At 26.1% G+C, this 17,472-nt stretch carries 18 protein-coding genes and 1 pseudogene; 3 read left to right on the top strand and 16 right to left on the bottom strand.

Annotation, left to right across the window (positions count from 1 at the left end):
- Positions 1-4: 4 nt before the first annotated feature.
- The 9 genes from AAHM99_RS03945 to rpsF form a co-directional block, all read right to left on the bottom strand.
- Positions 5-910 carry a hypothetical protein gene (locus AAHM99_RS03945; protein WP_342275411.1) on the bottom strand — a complete coding sequence of 302 codons (906 nt, stop codon included), beginning with the start codon at positions 908-910 and terminating at the stop codon, positions 5-7.
- 11 nt (positions 911-921) lie between these two features.
- The gene (locus tag AAHM99_RS03940) at positions 922-1,590 is read right to left on the bottom strand and encodes a uracil-DNA glycosylase (protein WP_342275410.1); all 669 of its coding nucleotides are present in this window, start codon (positions 1,588-1,590) and stop codon (positions 922-924) included.
- Positions 1,590-3,416 carry a hypothetical protein gene (locus tag AAHM99_RS03935; protein WP_342275409.1) on the bottom strand — a complete coding sequence of 609 codons (1,827 nt, stop codon included), beginning with the start codon at positions 3,414-3,416 and terminating at the stop codon, positions 1,590-1,592. Before AAHM99_RS03935 ends, AAHM99_RS03940 begins: the two co-directional genes overlap by 1 nt.
- Before the next feature lie 30 nt (positions 3,417-3,446).
- Positions 3,447-4,805 carry a Vmc-like lipoprotein signal peptide domain-containing protein gene (locus AAHM99_RS03930; protein ID WP_342275408.1) on the bottom strand — a complete coding sequence of 453 codons (1,359 nt, stop codon included), beginning with the start codon at positions 4,803-4,805 and terminating at the stop codon, positions 3,447-3,449.
- A 61-nt stretch (positions 4,806-4,866) separates the two neighbouring features.
- Positions 4,867-6,219 carry a replicative DNA helicase gene (gene dnaB, locus AAHM99_RS03925; RefSeq protein WP_339029926.1) on the bottom strand — a complete coding sequence of 451 codons (1,353 nt, stop codon included), beginning with the start codon at positions 6,217-6,219 and terminating at the stop codon, positions 4,867-4,869.
- Positions 6,219-6,665 (bottom strand): 50S ribosomal protein L9, encoded by a 447-nt coding sequence (rplI, locus tag AAHM99_RS03920; RefSeq protein WP_342275407.1) that lies wholly within the window; start codon positions 6,663-6,665, stop codon positions 6,219-6,221. The genes dnaB and rplI overlap by 1 nt, the downstream gene beginning before the upstream one ends.
- A 59-nt stretch (positions 6,666-6,724) precedes the next feature.
- Positions 6,725-6,946: a 30S ribosomal protein S18 gene (gene rpsR, locus AAHM99_RS03915; RefSeq protein ID WP_053945715.1), complete on the bottom strand. Its 222-nt coding sequence runs from the start codon at positions 6,944-6,946 to the stop codon at positions 6,725-6,727.
- A 16-nt stretch (positions 6,947-6,962) separates the two neighbouring features.
- A complete protein-coding gene (locus tag AAHM99_RS03910) occupies positions 6,963-7,418 on the bottom strand; it encodes a single-stranded DNA-binding protein (protein WP_342275406.1) in 456 nt (151 codons plus the stop codon).
- Between the two features lie 21 nt (positions 7,419-7,439).
- Entirely contained in the window at positions 7,440-7,970 is a 531-nt protein-coding gene (gene rpsF / locus AAHM99_RS03905; RefSeq protein ID WP_342275405.1) for a 30S ribosomal protein S6, read from the bottom strand.
- 204 nt (positions 7,971-8,174) lie between these two features.
- Between rpsF and AAHM99_RS05670 the strand changes: the two are divergent.
- Positions 8,175-9,528, top strand: a pseudogene (locus AAHM99_RS05670) (transposase family protein).
- Positions 9,529-9,583: 55 nt separating this feature from the next.
- Here the strand turns inward: AAHM99_RS05670 and AAHM99_RS03895 are convergent.
- The 7 genes from AAHM99_RS03895 to AAHM99_RS03865 all read right to left on the bottom strand — a co-directional run bounded on the left by AAHM99_RS03895 (position 9,584) and on the right by AAHM99_RS03865 (position 16,062).
- Positions 9,584-10,195 carry an IspD/TarI family cytidylyltransferase gene (locus AAHM99_RS03895; protein ID WP_342275403.1) on the bottom strand — a complete coding sequence of 204 codons (612 nt, stop codon included), beginning with the start codon at positions 10,193-10,195 and terminating at the stop codon, positions 9,584-9,586.
- 47 nt (positions 10,196-10,242) lie between these two features.
- Complete coding sequence (locus tag AAHM99_RS03890; protein ID WP_342275402.1) at positions 10,243-11,250, bottom strand: hypothetical protein; 1,008 nt, start codon at positions 11,248-11,250, stop codon at positions 10,243-10,245.
- A complete protein-coding gene (gene lysS / locus AAHM99_RS03885; RefSeq protein WP_342275401.1) occupies positions 11,250-12,761 on the bottom strand; it encodes a lysine--tRNA ligase in 1,512 nt (503 codons plus the stop codon). Before lysS ends, AAHM99_RS03890 begins: the two co-directional genes overlap by 1 nt.
- Positions 12,754-13,752, bottom strand: coding sequence for a tRNA dihydrouridine synthase DusB (gene dusB, locus AAHM99_RS03880; protein ID WP_342275400.1), 999 nt, complete (start codon positions 13,750-13,752; stop codon positions 12,754-12,756). Before dusB ends, lysS begins: the two co-directional genes overlap by 8 nt.
- Positions 13,752-14,066, bottom strand: a complete 315-nt coding sequence (locus tag AAHM99_RS03875; RefSeq protein ID WP_342275399.1) for a DUF1904 family protein — start codon at positions 14,064-14,066, stop codon at positions 13,752-13,754. The genes dusB and AAHM99_RS03875 overlap by 1 nt, the downstream gene beginning before the upstream one ends.
- A 100-nt stretch (positions 14,067-14,166) precedes the next feature.
- Entirely contained in the window at positions 14,167-15,159 is a 993-nt protein-coding gene (locus AAHM99_RS03870) for an ABC transporter ATP-binding protein (protein ID WP_339029945.1), read from the bottom strand.
- Positions 15,160-15,213: 54 nt separating this feature from the next.
- Positions 15,214-16,062 carry an Hsp33 family molecular chaperone HslO gene (locus AAHM99_RS03865; protein ID WP_342275398.1) on the bottom strand — a complete coding sequence of 283 codons (849 nt, stop codon included), beginning with the start codon at positions 16,060-16,062 and terminating at the stop codon, positions 15,214-15,216.
- 147 nt (positions 16,063-16,209) lie between these two features.
- On the opposite strand from AAHM99_RS03865, the gene AAHM99_RS03860 reads away from it, so the two are divergent.
- Together AAHM99_RS03860 and AAHM99_RS03855 are read left to right on the top strand one after the other, a co-directional pair.
- Complete coding sequence (locus AAHM99_RS03860) at positions 16,210-16,575, top strand: helix-turn-helix domain-containing protein (protein ID WP_342274828.1); 366 nt, start codon at positions 16,210-16,212, stop codon at positions 16,573-16,575.
- Positions 16,554-17,429, top strand: a complete 876-nt coding sequence (locus tag AAHM99_RS03855) for an IS3 family transposase (protein ID WP_342275397.1) — start codon at positions 16,554-16,556, stop codon at positions 17,427-17,429. Before AAHM99_RS03860 ends, AAHM99_RS03855 begins: the two co-directional genes overlap by 22 nt.
- The last annotated feature ends 43 nt before the right edge of the window (positions 17,430-17,472 follow it).

Genomic DNA, 17,472 nt, shown 5'->3' with positions numbered 1-17,472 from the left:
TAAATTATCTATCTCTCTTAATTAACGGAGCTACAGCTTTATAGGTTAAATATAAAACTGCTGAATTAAATATTATTTTTAATGGTGCTTGAATAAGTCTTCCAATAAACATTGCTGTATATCCACCTTCTGATGGTATTCCTAAAAAACCAGCATCTCCCCAAGCCGAAATAACAGCTGTTACTAGATATTCTGAAGCCGTTGCAAAAAGTATTATTGGGAGTAGTACATGTAATGTCTTCCTTTGCCCTCGAATGAGAAGAACAAAATAAATAACTCAAAATAAAGCAAGACAAACAATTATTGAGCCTAAAAAAATTCACTTATAAACTTCCTTAGATACTTCAAAACTTAAAATTTTTATTGATTCACCCTCAGGATATGCGCTAATTACATATACAATAAAAATTGCAAACAATATTAAAAATAAATTAATTAAAGCTACTGGTACTCAATTATATCCTTTACCTAATCTTAAAAAACTTGATCCAATACCTGCAATAAAACCATAACAGATTATTACAATTATAAATGCAGGGTGTATAAATGATGGAACAAAAATCATTACTAAGACTTCTGTTATAAGTGCTACTAAAACTCCAATAATTGGTCCAAAAATAAAACCAGTTATTTTTACCATAACACCTTCAAAGGCAATTCTAATTGGTGGAAATACAGTTATTGGCAGTGTTAATGAAATAACAACAGTAACACTTACATTTATAGCTGTAAACATTGTTATATAGGCAATGTTTTTTGTAGTAAATCTTATACCATGATATCTTTCTTTAAGAACTCAATATGATATTGCATTATAAAAGAAATAGACAGCAATAAAGAAACCTATAAATGCAGACATTGCATAGGCCATATTATTTCCCTCTAATAACCATTTACTAATGTTATTCATATTATTGCTCCTTAGTCTTCTCAATAAATTTTTTCTTCATTATTATTTTTCAACATTGAGTTTATTTTTGAAAATGGTTTACTATTTTCAAATCCCCTTTTAAAACTAAATGGTGAGGGATGAGCAGAAAAAATAATTTTCTTCTCATTTTTACATACAAGACTATTATATAGTTTTTTTGCAAAATTTCCCCATAAACAATAAATAATATTTTCATTAAGATTATTGATTTCATTTAAAATTTTTAAAATTAGTTTATCTCATCCTAAATCTTTATGAGAATTTGGTAAGCCCTTTTCAACAGTAAGAGAAGAGTTAATTAAAAAAACACCTTGTTTAACTCAATTTGATAAGTCATTATTTTGAAAATGATCAATGTCTAAATCACTTTTTAATTCTTTAAAAATATTCTTTAAACTTGGGGGAGTCCTAACACTATTAGATACACTAAAAGCAATCCCGTTTGCTTGTTTTTTGCCATGATAGGGATCCTGTCCTATAATAATGACCTTAATATCTTTTGGTTTAATTAATTTAAAAACTCTAAAAATATCATCCTTTTCAGGATATATATTTTCAAAACTTTCAATCTTATTAAGAATATTTTCAATGTCTTTAATAATATCTTTATCTGAAAATAAATCAATTCACTCTTTTGGTAATTCTTTTAATATATTCATTATTTAAGTAGCTTTTCATATTTCTTTCTAGAGTTTTCTTCTCTTCTTTTAATTCTTCTTAGTTCTTTTTTTTCTTTTTTTGAAAGAGAAATATTATCTAAATCTTCTAATTCTGCATCTCTTCTTGGAGTTGAAAATATTTCATCATCTTCATTAACAGGTCCTAAGTCTATTACATTTGGATCTCTCTTTTTCAATAAATTATTCTCTGGAATTAAATTCTTTTGGTATATTTCTGTTATTGCTTTTTTTTCAAATTCCTCAGAGTCATCATCACCAATAGTAATATTTTTACTTGTTTCTGGTAAATCATCTAATCCAAATACTTTTTCCTCTTCAGGAATTTGATCAATTATTTCTTTTCCATTTTTTTGCTCTTGATGTTCTTTAATTAATTCACTAGCTACTTCACTTAAATATAAAGTTGGAGTTTCTTCGAAATCTGCATTTACTTCAGGTAAATCATCAAGTCCATTAATTTTAGCTTTTTTATTTTGCTTATCAATAAAATCCTGATTAACTATTTGTAAGTCATCTTCTAAATTAATATTTTCTTGCTCAATTACACTTTCACTATTATTTCTAAAAGTATTAAAGCTTGTTAAGTCTTTATATGCAGAAACTTCCCCTAAGCTATCATCATCAGTATTATTAATAAAAGCTTTATTTTCTTGAATAATAGCTCCTAATTTATCTTCTTCAAACAAACTTGAATCAATTGAAATAGTATTATCATTAAATCCAAATTTAAAATCTTCTTCATTATTTTGTTCTACTTCTTGTTTATCTTCAAATTGATATTTATCTTTAAATTGATATTTATCTTCAAGCTGAGATTTATTTTCAAATTCCTTTATCTTTGCTTGCTCATATCTATCTTCAAATTCATTTATCTTCTCTTGCTTATATCTGTCCTCAAACTTTTTATTACTAAATAAATTATGCTTAGAATTTCCAATAGATTCATTCATACTTTGTTCATTGATATTTAAGAAGTTATTAATCTTTTCATTAGGTTCTTCAAAATATATGTTCTTAATTTCAGATTCTCTATTATTTTCAATGTTATTATTTTCATCATTTCTTAATTTACCAGAAATACTATTTACTTGACCGCTTAAGTTTAGCAATTGATCAGAAAGATTATTTATCTGACCTGATAATATTTTAGAGTTAGAATCTTCATTATTTATTTTGTTATTCTCATTATTATTTTGATTATACATTTGATTATTAAAGTTTGAAGAATCAGCAACATAACCCCCATTTTGAAATGGTGCAAAAGGTACACTACTTTGACCGTTCATAATTCCAAAATTTTGTGTTGGCCCATTATATGTAGGATATGAAGGTTGTTGCATATTTGGATATCCAAAAGGTGGTTGTTGCATATTTGGATTATAAAAAGTTGGTTGTTGCATATTTGGATATGGTGATTGAATAAAATTCTGTACAATACTTGGAACTTGACTTTTTTCACAATTTTGTTGAGGAATACCATTTTGTACGTTGTTAACTGGTTGAGTATTTGACCCTCTATTTTCATTTAAATATTTATTAGAAACACCATAAGGAGCTGATTGTCCTAATTTTAATTGAAATGGATCTTCATGAATACCAATTTTTTTACTACTAAAATTATTGTCATACAAAAAATTATTTCTTTGAGGTTTTTGTCAATTTGAAATAGCCCTATTAGTAGTTTTTATAAGAGATTGTATAAATTTATTTGCTTCCAATTCACCAATAAAAGATGCCACTACTTGATTTGTTCTTCCGTCAACTATATTAAAAAAATCATTTTCAAATTTTACATAATAATTCATAGTGACCCTCACCCTTCTCGTTTTTTATTATTAAATAGTCTCTATTTCTAACTTTGCCTTTTGTAAATCTTTAAATATATCATCATTTCCAGCTCTAAAAATTTCTTCTTCAGTAAACTGATAAATACTTGGTTCATATCAATAGATAACTTCATCTGTTCTTTCTTTATTGTCGTTATCAAAACCTTTTTCTAATACTATTCCATTTAATTGATAACCCACAATCAAATTATCCAAAGTAAGTTTTAATTTATAATTTCTCTCTTTAGAATCTTTTTTATCCCCAGGAGCATTAAATATAAAATCTATACTTAATTTTTGATCATTATCTGATTTTCCATAAATAAAAGTTCTTTTATCATTTTCTTTTGAACCAACAACTTGTGCCTGCATTGATTTTCCATCATTTGCAGTATAAAAAGCAACTCCAGTTGATATGTCATGTCTTGCTTCTATACAATCTTCAGCATTACACTGTTTAAATTCTGCATCACTTTGAACAAAGTTGCCATCAAATTTTCCAGGCATTAATATACCATTTCTAAATTTTTCATCTACTTTATTTAATTGTGTATGTAATGTTTTAAATTGTGCTTGAGTCAAACTGTTTACACCCAAATCCTTTTTCATTTCTTCATTTTGAGATTCTTTAATCTTTGTGTAAAGTTCATTTGCATCTTCATCAGTCATATTATAAATTTTTTTATCTTTGTAACTACTAAACTCACCTTCATTAAAGTATTTATTGTAATTACTTTCTTTTCATTTAAGTTCAATATAATCTTTAAGATTCTTTTTATTTCCATCTTGATTTTCTTGAATTTTTTGAACCTTACCATCTTTATAATCTATTTTTGTATTCATTGTTAAAGCATTTGATGCTTCATATACTGAAGCATTTGATGCAGTTCACTTTTCATTTTCACTTAATTCAGATTTAGTAATACCTAAATTATAATTAATTTCAATAAAGTTTGAATTTTTTGGAGCTTCATAATCTTTTCTAAACGCTGATTCATCAGATTGTTTATCTATTGTATTATCAATAAATTCAACATAATCTTTTTCACCATCAATAAAAAGATTTTCTAACGCCATACCCAAGCCTTTTTCACCCAAAACTTTTTTTTGCTCTTCTCTTTTTTTAATATTTGGATATTTAGTTTCACTAAAAGTTAAAGACTCCAAAATTAAATTAGCTAAAACGGGTAAAGTTGCTGCACTACCAAAAAGTTTTTGAAAGTTAATTTTATTATTAGCAATTTTAAATTCTTCCTTTTCATCAATTGTAATTTTTATTGGATTTGTTTCAATACCACAAGATACAACAGCTGATATACTTGGAGCAACAACTAGTAATGAACCTAAAACCGATAATAACTTTTTCATAATTTAAACCTCTTTTAAAAAAATCTTTACTCTATTTTACCTTATTTGAAGGAAAAAAGCATTAGGAATTTTTAGACTGATCAATAAATTTACCATAACTTCTAAGGAAATTTACTTTAATAACTCCTGTAGCCCCATTACGATGTTTTGATATTATTACATCTGTTTCATCAGTTGGATCTTCAGAAGCAAGATTATATTCTTTTGTTTTATAATATGCATCTCTATATAAAAACATAATTATATCTGCATCTTGTTCAATAGCTCCACTATCCCTTAAATCAGACATTAATGGTGTTTTCTCTTCTCTCTTTTCAACACTACGAGATAATTGTGATAAACAAATTATTGGCATATTTAATTCCCTAGCTATTTTTTTTAAATGTCTAGATATAGTTGCCACTTCATTTTGTCTACTATCAAACTTATTTGACATTGAAGAAATCAATTGTAGATAATCAATAAAACAAATTTCTACTCCAAAATCTCTTTTCATTTTTCTAAGTTTTGATTGCAATTGTAAAACAGTAATTCCCGGAGTATCATCAATAACAATATTCATATTTTTTATTTGCTCACCACTAGCTGTAATTCTAGACCATTTTTCTGTTGTTAACCCTTGAGCATTTCTTAATGAACTAGATTCTATACCCGAGATTGAACTTAATATACGTTGAACTAATTGTTCTTTTGGCATTTCTAAAGAAAAAAATGCCACACCTTTTTGTCTTTCTGCTGCATTTACTGCCAAGTTAAGAGCAAATGCTGTTTTACCCATTGATGGACGAGCAGCTAAAATTATAAAATCTCCTTTTTGTCATCCATTAGTAATTTGATCCAAATCAGAAAACCCTGATGGGACCCCATTTACTAAACCTCCATTTTTTTCTAATGCTTCAATTTTTTTAATCACGTCAACTACAGTTTCTTTAACTTCGGTTGCATCATCTTTTTTAACATCAGTTTTTATATTAAGAATTTTTTGCTGAGCAATAACAAAAACTTCATCAATAGGTGATTTACTATCTCTTAATTGCTTAATGTGTATTAAAGCTCTATCTAATTGTCTTCCAATTGAATTTTTAAAAACTATTTCTACATAATCTTCAAAACCCTCATCTGTATAAAAGTAACCAGATACATCAGATAAATATGATACCCCTCCAACTTTTTCCAGTGACTTTTTATCTTCTAAATACTCAGCTAGTTTTGTAATAGTTATATTTTGACTATTAATTGAAACTGTATTTATTGCTTCAAAAATAATTTGATGTTTCTCTAAACTAAAATCTTCTGAATTTAACTGCGTTAAAATATCAAAACTTGCTTTTGGTGAATGCATTGCAATTGCTAAAACTGCTTTTTCCGAGTCAATTAAAACACTTTCAATACTAATATTCATATTTTCTTTCATTATTCTGTACCCTCTACAAAGACTTTTAGTGTCGCAATAATTTTAAAATCAAGCTTAATTTTTAAATAAAATAAACCAAGCTTATTAATATTTTCATGCTTCTCAAATTTTCTTTTATCTAAATCAATAAGAAATTCTTTTTTAATTCTATCTGTAATTTGAGAAAGTGAAATTGAGCCAAAGGGTTTCCCATCTTTTGTTTTTATTTTAAAGTTCAATTGAATATCTTCAATCTTTAACTTTAAATTGTTTACTTCAATTTCTTTTTCCTCTTTAATTTTTTCTTCTTTTACTTTTCTAACATTTAAGTGGCTTAAATCTCCTTTTGATGCAACAATTGCTAAACCCTTTGGAATTAAAAAATTTGTTGCATATCCATCAGATACATTTACAACATCATCTTTTTTACCATAGTTTTTTACATCACTTAATAGAATTACTTTCATTTTTTTCACCTTAATAATTATAACAAATAAAAAACACCTTGTTGGTGTTTGAAAAATTATTATTGAACAACAAAAGGTAATAAACCCATTCCTCTTGCTCTTTTAATTGCAATAGCTAACATTCTTTGATGTTTAGGTGATGTACCTGTTACTCTTTTTGGCAATATTTGCCCATTAGCTGATATAAATTTTTTTAAAAGATCTACATCTTTATAATCAATATAATCAATATTGTTTTTTGCAAAGAAATTAACTTTTTTTCTTCTTACAAATTTTTTCATTTTTTATTCTCCTTTTTTAGTCTTCTCATAAAATTGAATCATCATTTGATGATTTTGAATCGTCTATTAGATCAAAATCAAAATTATTTGATGTTTGTTGCGTAGATGATTTTGATTGGTTTGATTCAAATGAATTATTTGATCCAGATTGGTTATTACTTGAAGTTCCAGTACCACTCAAAAATTCTATTCTATTAGCTCTGACTGTAACTATTTGCGAAAATTGGCCATTATTATTTTCTTGTCTAACATTAATAGAACCCTCAACAGAAATCTGAGCTCCCTTTTTTACAAACTTTGCAAGATTTTCTGCTGTTTTTTCTCATGCAAAACATGGTACAAATTGTGTAAATTGATTACCACCAGAAAATTCATTAACAGCCAATGTGAACGCAACAAAAGATTTACCATTTGATGAACTTCTAAGTTCAGGGTCCTTTGTTATTCTTCCAATTAAATTTACTGAATTCATTTAAATTCTCCTTCAAATATATTAAGCAGCTTCTTTTTTAGCTTTTGTTAGTTTTACTTCTTTATCTTCAGTTTTGGCAACAACTTTTGGTTTTACTTCTTTTACTTCTTTTACTTCTCTATTAACTTTTGTTTCACTAAATTCTTGTGAATTACTATTTTCATCTCTTCTTGGCATTCTTCTATCGAATCCTCTTGAAGGTTTTTTCTCTTCTTTAAATTTAGACATATCAGTTTTTGATAATTTTGTTGATTGAATGTATCTTTTTTCATTTTCAGTATTAATTACTTGATATCTAACAACATTTTTATCAATTCTTGACACACGTTCAAATTCATTAATATTTGCAGAATCTGTTTCAGCTATTACAACAGTATAATAACCTTTTTTCTTTTTCTTAATCACATATGCAAAATCTTTTAAACCTCAGTCTTCTGATTCTAAAATTTTTCCGCCATTATTAGTAAGTATGTCATGTAATTTTTTTTGTACAGCTTTAATATCTGTTACTTCTTGATCAATGATATACATTATTTCGTATTTTCTAATCATATTCTATCTCCTTGTGGTCTTTTGGCCTAATTAAAGGCAAGGAGTTAATAAAAATTAACTCGCTTATTTATTATATAGTAAAATTTAATGTTTATTCAACATAGATTGAATTTATAAGGAACCTTCTATGAGTAATAAGCGATTATGTCCCTACATATTAACAAGCGACTTTGTCCTCCTTTATAATCAATAAATGGAGGTTTTATGAAAGGATTACTATTAAATACCATGAAACAAGAACAACTAAGATTAATTAAGGAATTATCTTTAAAAAAAAGAATCTATTAAAAATACAGCCTTTAAGTTAGGTTATAGTGTTAGACACACAAGAAGAAAACTTAAAGAATATCAAGAGATTGGAGCAAAAGTTTTTATTCATAAAAATACCAATAAAATACCTGTAAATAAAATTCAACAAATATTTAAAGATGAAATAATTGAATTATTTCAAGCAAAATATTAGGACTTTAGTATTAAACATTATTGAGAACTAAATTGAAAAAAGAGAATAAGTTACTCTGCAATTGGGCACATATTAATAGAAGAAAATATTTTAATTGAGACTCTTAACAGAAAAACAAAAAAAGATATTCGTAAAAATTTAAAGGCCGCAAACCAAGAAAATTTAACAATCGAGTATCTTTCAAAGTCAATTATAACAAGCAAACCCCATCCTACGCAAAAGAAAATTGTAAAGTTTGGAGAAATTTATGAAACTGATGCTTCAAATCATCAATGGATTAAAAACTTAAAATGTCATTTGCATATTGTAATTGATAAAGCTAGTAAAAGGATTTTGGCAGGTTATTTCAGTGAACAAGAAACTACTGAAAGTTATTACAATATCTATAAAAAAGTCTTTAAACATTACGGTTTACCAAAATTAAATGTTAGTGATAATAGAAATGTTTTTAGTAGTAAAAATAATCGTGATCACTTTGGTGATAGCGTTTCAAATACACAATTACAATTTATTTTTCACTCTCTTGGAGTAAATACAAAAACAACTTCAATCCCCCAAGAAAAAGCATTAGTTGAAAGAACTTTTGGAACATTGCAAAGAAGATGACCTCAAATAATTAGACTCTTAGATTTAAAAAATATTGAACAATTAAATAATTATTTACCCCATCTTATTCAAGAATACAATCAAGATTTTTCAATACCTTTAGACCAATTAGAATCAGTAACTAGAAAATTTGATCAAGATGAAGACATTGTTTTCTCTTATCGAAGTGAAAGAATTATTGATAATGGTCACAGTATTAGTTTTAAAAAAGATAAGTGATTTATATGTAAGGGCTTTACTCCAATTTACTTTAAACCAAAGTTAAAAGTAATGATTATGGAAACAATAAATAAAAAAAATTATGCATTAATTGGAAATGACATTTACAATCTTATTCAAGTTGAAGATGAACGCTTACATGGAAATGTTAAAACAATATCTAATGAAGAATTTGAAACTACTAAAGTACCCAAAATTGACTCTCCTTGAAAAGCAACTAACTGATATTTTTTTGATAGAAAAAGAAAAAATACAAGATCTATTTATTAGATAAATCTTGTATTTTGGGACATAATCGCTTATTATCTACAAACATAGATTGAATTTATAAGGAACCTTCTAAATCTTTTTTAAAAGTAATTTTTATATTACTTTCTTCACCATCAATAAATTTAACTTTATTATTTTGTTTTTCAATTAATTGACAATCATCAAAATTTTTATAATTTTTTTTACCATAGGCTTTTTTTATTATTTCAGTTTTAAAACCTTGGGGTGTTTGAGTTTGAATATAAAAATCTCTATTAACAGTTTTTATTTTATTATTTTTAATGAACTTTAAACAATTTGTTACTTTTAATGTAGGAACTACGCAATCATATTTTTTTAAATTTTCTATAATTGATTGAATAAGTTCTTTAGACACAAAAGGTCTTGCTCCATCATGAATTAACACATAATTTTCTCTACTTAATTCTAAACCTTTTTTTACAGAGTCAGCTCTTGTTTCTCCACCTTCAACTAAAATAACTTTCTTATCTTTAATTAAATTAAAGACATCCTTATTTGATACTAAAATAATCTCTTCAATTTCTTTAATATTATAAAAACTACTTATTGTTTTATTTATCAATAACTCATTTCCAATTTTGACTAAAATTTTATTTTGTCCAAATCTTTCACTTGAACCATTTGCAACAATAATTAAAGATATCATTTTTTATCACCAATCTAATTATAAATAAAATCACAACAATGTTGTGATTAAAAAATATTAATATTATTTATTTTACAATATTCCATAAATTCCTTACCTCATATTGAAGAATGAACTTCTCCAATATGTTGCTTCTCAAGAATTGTCATAACAACTCTATTTATTAAAATACCTGCAGATAAAGTTAATGGTAACTCATTTGATTTAATTAAGTGATTATAATCATTATTAATTTTACTATTTTCTTTCAGTATTAAATTTTGCTCTTTTAAGGTTTTTCTATCAACTTGAAATCCTGCATAAGAAACTGAGATAGATTTTTCACATTCCCCATTATAAATATAAAGTTTAGAATAGGTTTTTAAATTAAAAACATCTTCAGAAAACTGACCAATATTTTTTTGATTAAAAATTTTATCTGCATAATTTTGAATTACAAAGCTACCATTATCTTTACCAAACTTATTTAATCTCTCAGTAAAAGTTAATAAAGGATATAATTCTCTAAGTTTTTCATAAGTTATAAATGTTAAAGTTTTTGAGTAGTGAAAACTATTTAAATTTTGAAACTTCTCACTTATCTTTAAATCAATAAAACATAAAATTTTATAAATATCTATCAATTTATTATTTAATAATTCCATGTCAACTTCATCAACAAGAATTTCTAAACCAACTTCTTCATATATTAAAGAGCTTGTATTATCTAAATTAACATCTCTGTTAACTGTAGTAAAATTAGTTATTATTCCTCTTATAGTTTTATCATCATTTTCTAGATTTCTTAAAAAATATCTTCTTCATTTATTATTTGCTTGTATTACTTCCCCATATTCATTTTGACTTACAATATCAAAATCAATTGGTCTCTTTGTTTGTTGAAAATCATCATTTAGTCATACAGATTTATTTGTAATTAGAGCACTAGACATATTTAATAAATTAAATTTATTTTTTAAAGAAGAGAATATATTTTCTTTAATAAATTCTATTCCCTCTATAGTATCTTTAAAATTTAATTTAGATACATAACCTAAAGCAATACCATATTTCATTAGATACCCCTTGGTTTCATTTGAGGGAAAAGTAGAACATCTTTTATTGAATCAGAATTTGTTAATAACATAACTAACCTATCTATTCCAATTCCAATTCCAGCTGTTGGAGGCATTCCATATTCTAAAGCTTCTATGAAATCAATATCCATATCATTTGCTTCATCATTTCCTGCATCAGCTTCTTTTATTTGATCAATAAATCTCTCATATTGATCAATTGGATTATTTAACTCAGCAAATGCATTTGCATATTCTCTATTAATAATAAATAATTCAAATCTATCAGTAAACCTAGGGTCTTTTGCATTTAATTTTGAAAGAGGAGATATTTCTTTTGGATGTCCTCAAATGAAAGTAGGCTCAATTATTTTTTCTTCTACAAATTCTTCAAAAAATAAATTAATAATATGACCTACTGAAAAATGATGTTTATCTACTTTGATATTATGTTTTTTTGCAATTGTACATGCTTCTTTAAAAGTCATTTTTTTTCAAAAATCTACACCACATACATCTTTAATTGCATCAACCATATGTCATCTTTTAAAAGGTTTTTCTAAGTTTAAATCATGTCCAGAATAATTAATTTTTGCAGTTCCTCTAACTGCAATTGAACATTCTTTAAATAGTTCCTCACATAATGTCATTAGAAAATCCATATTTTTGTAAGCAACATAAAGTTCAACAGAAGTAAATTCAGGATTATGTCTTGTACTTATACCTTCATTTCTAAAAATTCTTCCTATTTCATATACTCCATCAAATCCACCAACAATGCATCTCTTTAAGTGCAATTCAGTTGCAATTCTTAAAAAGAATTCATTATCTAATGCATTATAATGAGTCACAAAAGGTTTTGCACTTGCTCCACCTTTTACAGATTGTAAAATTGGAGTTTCAACTTCCATATAACCTTTAGAATCTAAAATTGATTGAATGGTTCTTATAATTTTTGTTCTATCGATAAAAACTTGTTTTGATTCAGGGTTAACAATTAAATCAACATATCTTCTTCTATATTTTTCTTCAATATCTGCAATACCTAAATGCTTATCTGGCAAAGGTTTTAAAGCTTTGGATAGTAATTTAGCATTTTTAACTCTTATTGTTAATTCACCATGATCTGTTTTCATCATAATGCCTTCAATTCCAATTATATCACCAAGGTCTAAATCCCTAAAATACTCAAATTCTTTTTCCCCAATTTCATCTTGCCTTACATAAATTTGTATTGCATTATCTTGATCTTGAATATTTCCAAAAATTGCTTTTTTACCAGCTTCTCTAAATAGTCTTATTCTTCCTGCTGTAGATATTTTAATATTTGTTTTTTCTTGTAATTCCTCTTTTGAAAATGAAGAAAATTTTTCTTTTAGTTCATTTATAGAATGACTTTTATTAAACTCATTCTCAATAAATGGATCTCTCTTATCATTAATAAGTTTTTTTAATTTTTCCCTTCTAATATTTTCTTGTTCTGAAAAATTTCTTTCAAAATTATTACTCATTTTCATATTCTCCTAAGTTTCCATCTTCATAAAATTTAAATATTTTTTGTATATCTTCTAATGATTCTATAGTTGTTGCCATTTTTTTCATTTCTTTTATTTTATTATCTGAACCTAACGTTCCCAAATATCAAAGAAGTTGCTTTCTCATTTCTCTAATAGCAAATTCTTCTCCACGCATTTCAATTAAAATATTTGCATGTCTTGTCACTGTTGCTTTTCATTCTTGATAACTTGGTCCCTCTAAAAATTCCCCAGTATCAAGATAATGTTGTATTTCTCCAAAAACTCATGGGTTCCCTTGTGCTGCTCTTGCAATCATAATTCCATCACAACCTGTTTCTTCAATCATTGCTTTTGCTGAAGGACCATCAAAAACATCACCATTCCCAATTACAGGAATTTTAACTGCCTCTTTTACTTTTCTAATCCAACTTCAATCTGCTTTACCATTATAAAATTGATTTCTTGTTCTTCCATGAACAGCTATAGCACTTGCTCCATTTTTTTCAGCTATTTTTGCAAGTTCAACCACATTTCTGTTTTCATCATCTCAACCAATTCTCATTTTTACAGTAACTGGTTTAGAAGTATTTTCAACAACTGCTTTGATAACTTCTCCAACTCTTTCTGGATATTTTAATAAATTTGCTCCTGCTTGACTTCTTAATGCAACTTTTGGTGCAGGACAACCCATATTTATATCTATAACATCACACTCAGAGAATTCTTCAACAATTTTTGCACCTTCAACAAATGACTCAATATCAAATCCAAAAATTTGTAAAGTGATTGGATGTTCCAATTCAGAAACCTCAATCATAGTTTTAGTTTTTTGATTATTATGAACTAAACCTTCTGTACTAACCATCTCAGCATATACTAAAGAAGCTCCTTTTTCTTTACAAATAATTCTGAAAGCTGCATTTGTAGTTCCTGCCATTGGACCCAAAAATACTTTACCTTTTATGTCTATATTCCTAATTTTCATTAATTTTTATTTTCTCCATTTATATATAATAAATTATTTATTTCTTTAAATATAACGTATATATTTTTTGATATTTTTGAAAAGAATTTTTGAATATGATTAACAACCTCAGCTTGTTTTAAAGGTCTTGCAATTCAATCAATATTTATTTGAATTGTATCTTTTTCATAACCATTTCCAATTAAAGTACTTGGGTCATTTCAAAAAACTATTTTTTTAGAATCAGTATTTATAATTAAAGCTAACTCATCAATTTTTTTAAAATATTCTTTAAGGTGAGTTTCATCCACACCTTTAAAACTAAAAATTGGCATAATTTCCCCACCTTTAACAATTATAATTATATACTTTTTTTAAACCCATTTTAAGATTAAAAAACTACAAATTATTCATTTGTAGTTTAGAGTTTTTGAACTATGATCAGTCAATTTGAGCTGGTCTTTTTGGAGATTTATTGTGCTTAATTTCATCAATTAAACCATTTCTTACGTGTATTACAGTATCTCCAATTTCACTAATATTTGGATTATGTGTAACAATGATTACAGTTGTATTATATTTTTCTTTTACATCAACAAGAATATCTAATACTTTTCTACCCATCTCTTCATCTAGTGCACCTGTTGGTTCATCACCAAATAGAATTTCGGGGTTTTTTGCTAATGCTCTAGCAATGGAAACCCTTTGTTGCTGTCCACCAGACATTTGATGTGGGTATTTATTCATTTGTTCTTCCATACCAATAGTTTTAAAGATTTCTTCAATTGACATTTTATTTTCTTTTGATTTACTTAAGTTTTCTCCAACTTCTGCATTTTCTTTTGCAGTTAAGTTTGAAAGCAGATTGTATTGTTGGAATATAAAACCAACATTTTCTCTACGAAATTTTGTTAAATGAGAGTCTTTTAATAAAGACAAATTATTACCTAGAACAAAGACATCACCCTCTGATGCCTTATCCAATCCTGAGATTGTATTTAATAAAGTTGTTTTTCCTGAACCAGATGGTCCAAGTATTACAATAAATTTACCCTTTTCAAGTTTCAAGTCCACACCGCGTAACACAGGAGTTAACATATCTCCAGTCACATATCATCTTTTTACGTTGTATAGCTCAATAACGTTTTTATCTAAATCAGGATTATTCCCTGTTGTAGATACTATTTTACCTTCTAATATTTTTTTTGAATATTTTGAGGTATTTTGTTTTTGGATCTTATTTTTCAATTTCAATCCTTTAACACCTTCTTCAGTTACTAATGGTAACTGAACATGTTCAAACTCTCTTATAAGAGTTTGATCCATGCCAACCGAAGTTTTTTTAGTTAGTTTTTTATTGTCAATCTTTTCAGATTGTTTTAAATCTGCTTCAACCCTTTTTTGTTGTTTTAAATCTTTGTCTTCCATATTAAACTCCTTAATATAGAACTTAAATACACCTATAATAGTATAACATAAAACTTATTTAATCTCATTTGGTTTTACATTATATTGTTTTTTACAAAAATCACAAATAACTTCTACAATTTCTCCATGTTCAATAATTTTTTTAATTTCTTTTTCTCCTAATAATTTAACTGAAGATACTACCCTATCCATATTACAAGTACATTCAAATTTTAACTCACTAATACCTAATATTTTTGCATCACTACAAATATCTTTTATTAAAGATTCATAGTTAGTTGTATTAATTAGAGTTTTAACTAAATGATCTAATGTTCCTATCTTCTCTTCTACAAAATCAATATCTTCATCTTTAAATCCAGGAAGTAATTGAATAATTATTCCACAAGCCTTTTTAATGCTGGCATCTTCATTCAACTCAATTGTTGAAGTAATTAAAGAATTAATTTGATCACTTTGTTGTAAATAATACATAAAATCAAAATTAATCTCACCTGAAATTATTTCGACTCTTGAAGTATAAGGAGTAGTTTCACCATTATCTCTAGATATTTGTAAAAATCCTTGTTTTCCAACTACTTGTGATAATGCACTTCCCTCTTCAAGATTAATTTTATCAATTTCAAAGTTTGGGTTTTGAATATATCCTCTTACTTTTTTATCCTGAAATTCAGCAATTATTGATCCGCCTAGACCCATTCCATTTAAATTAGTAGTCATCTTGCTTCCATCTTTTATAGATAAACTCAAAAGAGCACTATCAATAATTGTTCTACCTAATGCAACTGTGGCAAGAGGATTTGTATTTTGCAATACTGCAATTTCATTAAAACTTTCTGTAATATCAACTATTGATATTTTCACATTATTTTTTTTACTTATAGCTCTAATTTCCATATCCATAATTTTATTCTCCTTGAAATTCACTTTTATTATTATACTTGTTTAAAAAATAAAAAAACACTTTAAGATAAAGTGAATATAATCCTCTATGTATAGAGTTAGAATAAAAAAATTCTAATATAATCTATATAGAAGAGGATTTTTTATATGGCAAATTTTAAAGGAAATAAATCAAATATGGTATCTTTGGAAACTAAAATAGAAGTTGCAAAGGATTGAGCAATTAATCAACAAAGTTGAAAGAAATTAGCAAAAAAACATAATGTTTCATATTCTGCTGCAAGAAAATGAGCTTTAGGATATGAAGAATATGGAATTGAATATCTCAAGAAGATTTCTTCAAGAAAGGGACAAACCGCAGGAATTAAAAAAATTGATATAGAGCTAAAAAATAACCCATTTAGAAAAGAGATTCTGGAACTTAAAAAGAAAAATAAACTTTTAGAAATGGAGAATGAGATACTAAAAAAGTTCAATCAGTTCCTGGAGGATTGAGAAAAAAACAACAATTAAAGTATAACTATATTGAGAAAAATAAATCTGATTGATCAATTATTTTTTTATGTAAAGCACTTAAAACAACACAATCAAGTTATTACAGGTGAGTAAAAAAAGAAAGGCCCTCATTTAATTATAAGTTTGATGAGGTTTTAGCCGATTATATTTTAGAGATATTTAATTATTATAATCATATTTATGGTTATCCTAGAATCAATATAGTTTTAAAGCGCTTTTATAATATCAATGTTTCAAATAAATTAGTTTATAAATATATGAAACTTTTGGGAATAAGATCAAAAATTAGAATAAAGAGAAATATAAAACCAAAAGAGATCAAAGTTAGAAATTCTAAATACCCTAATATTGTTAATAGGCAATGAAATAGTTTTGATAAAGGTGAATTATTTGTAATGGACGTTACATATTTGCCTTATGGTTATAATAAGTTTGCATATTTGAGTATTATGAAAGATGTTAATACTGGCTTTATAGTTGGATATGATATATCTATGAGAAATGATAATAAAATTTATTTTAGAACATTGAAAATGGCTGAAGGCTATATGCTAAAAAATAAGAACTTAATAATTCACTCAGATAATGGCTTTCAATATACATCAATTTTTAGTCAGATGTATTGTAAGATGAATAAAATCTCTATATCTTTAAGTAGACCTGGAAACTCACTAGATAATGCTGCTTGTGAAACTTTTTTTTCTTCTTTAAAAACAGAGTGATATCAAAAGAACTTGAACTCTTTTCAAGAAGTATACAATAATGTTTTGGAGTATATTCAATTTTATAATTTCAAAAGAATAATGGTAAAGCATGAAAAAACACCATGAGAAACATGGTGTTCTAAATAGAATAAAAAAGCTATTCTATACTTGACATAATATGCTTACTTTA

Source organism: Spiroplasma endosymbiont of Cantharis lateralis, from assembly GCF_964030855.1.
Classification (GTDB): Bacteria; Bacillota_I; Bacilli_A; order Mycoplasmatales; family Mycoplasmataceae; genus Spiroplasma_A.
This window is presented reverse-complemented; position numbering and strand designations above follow the sequence as displayed.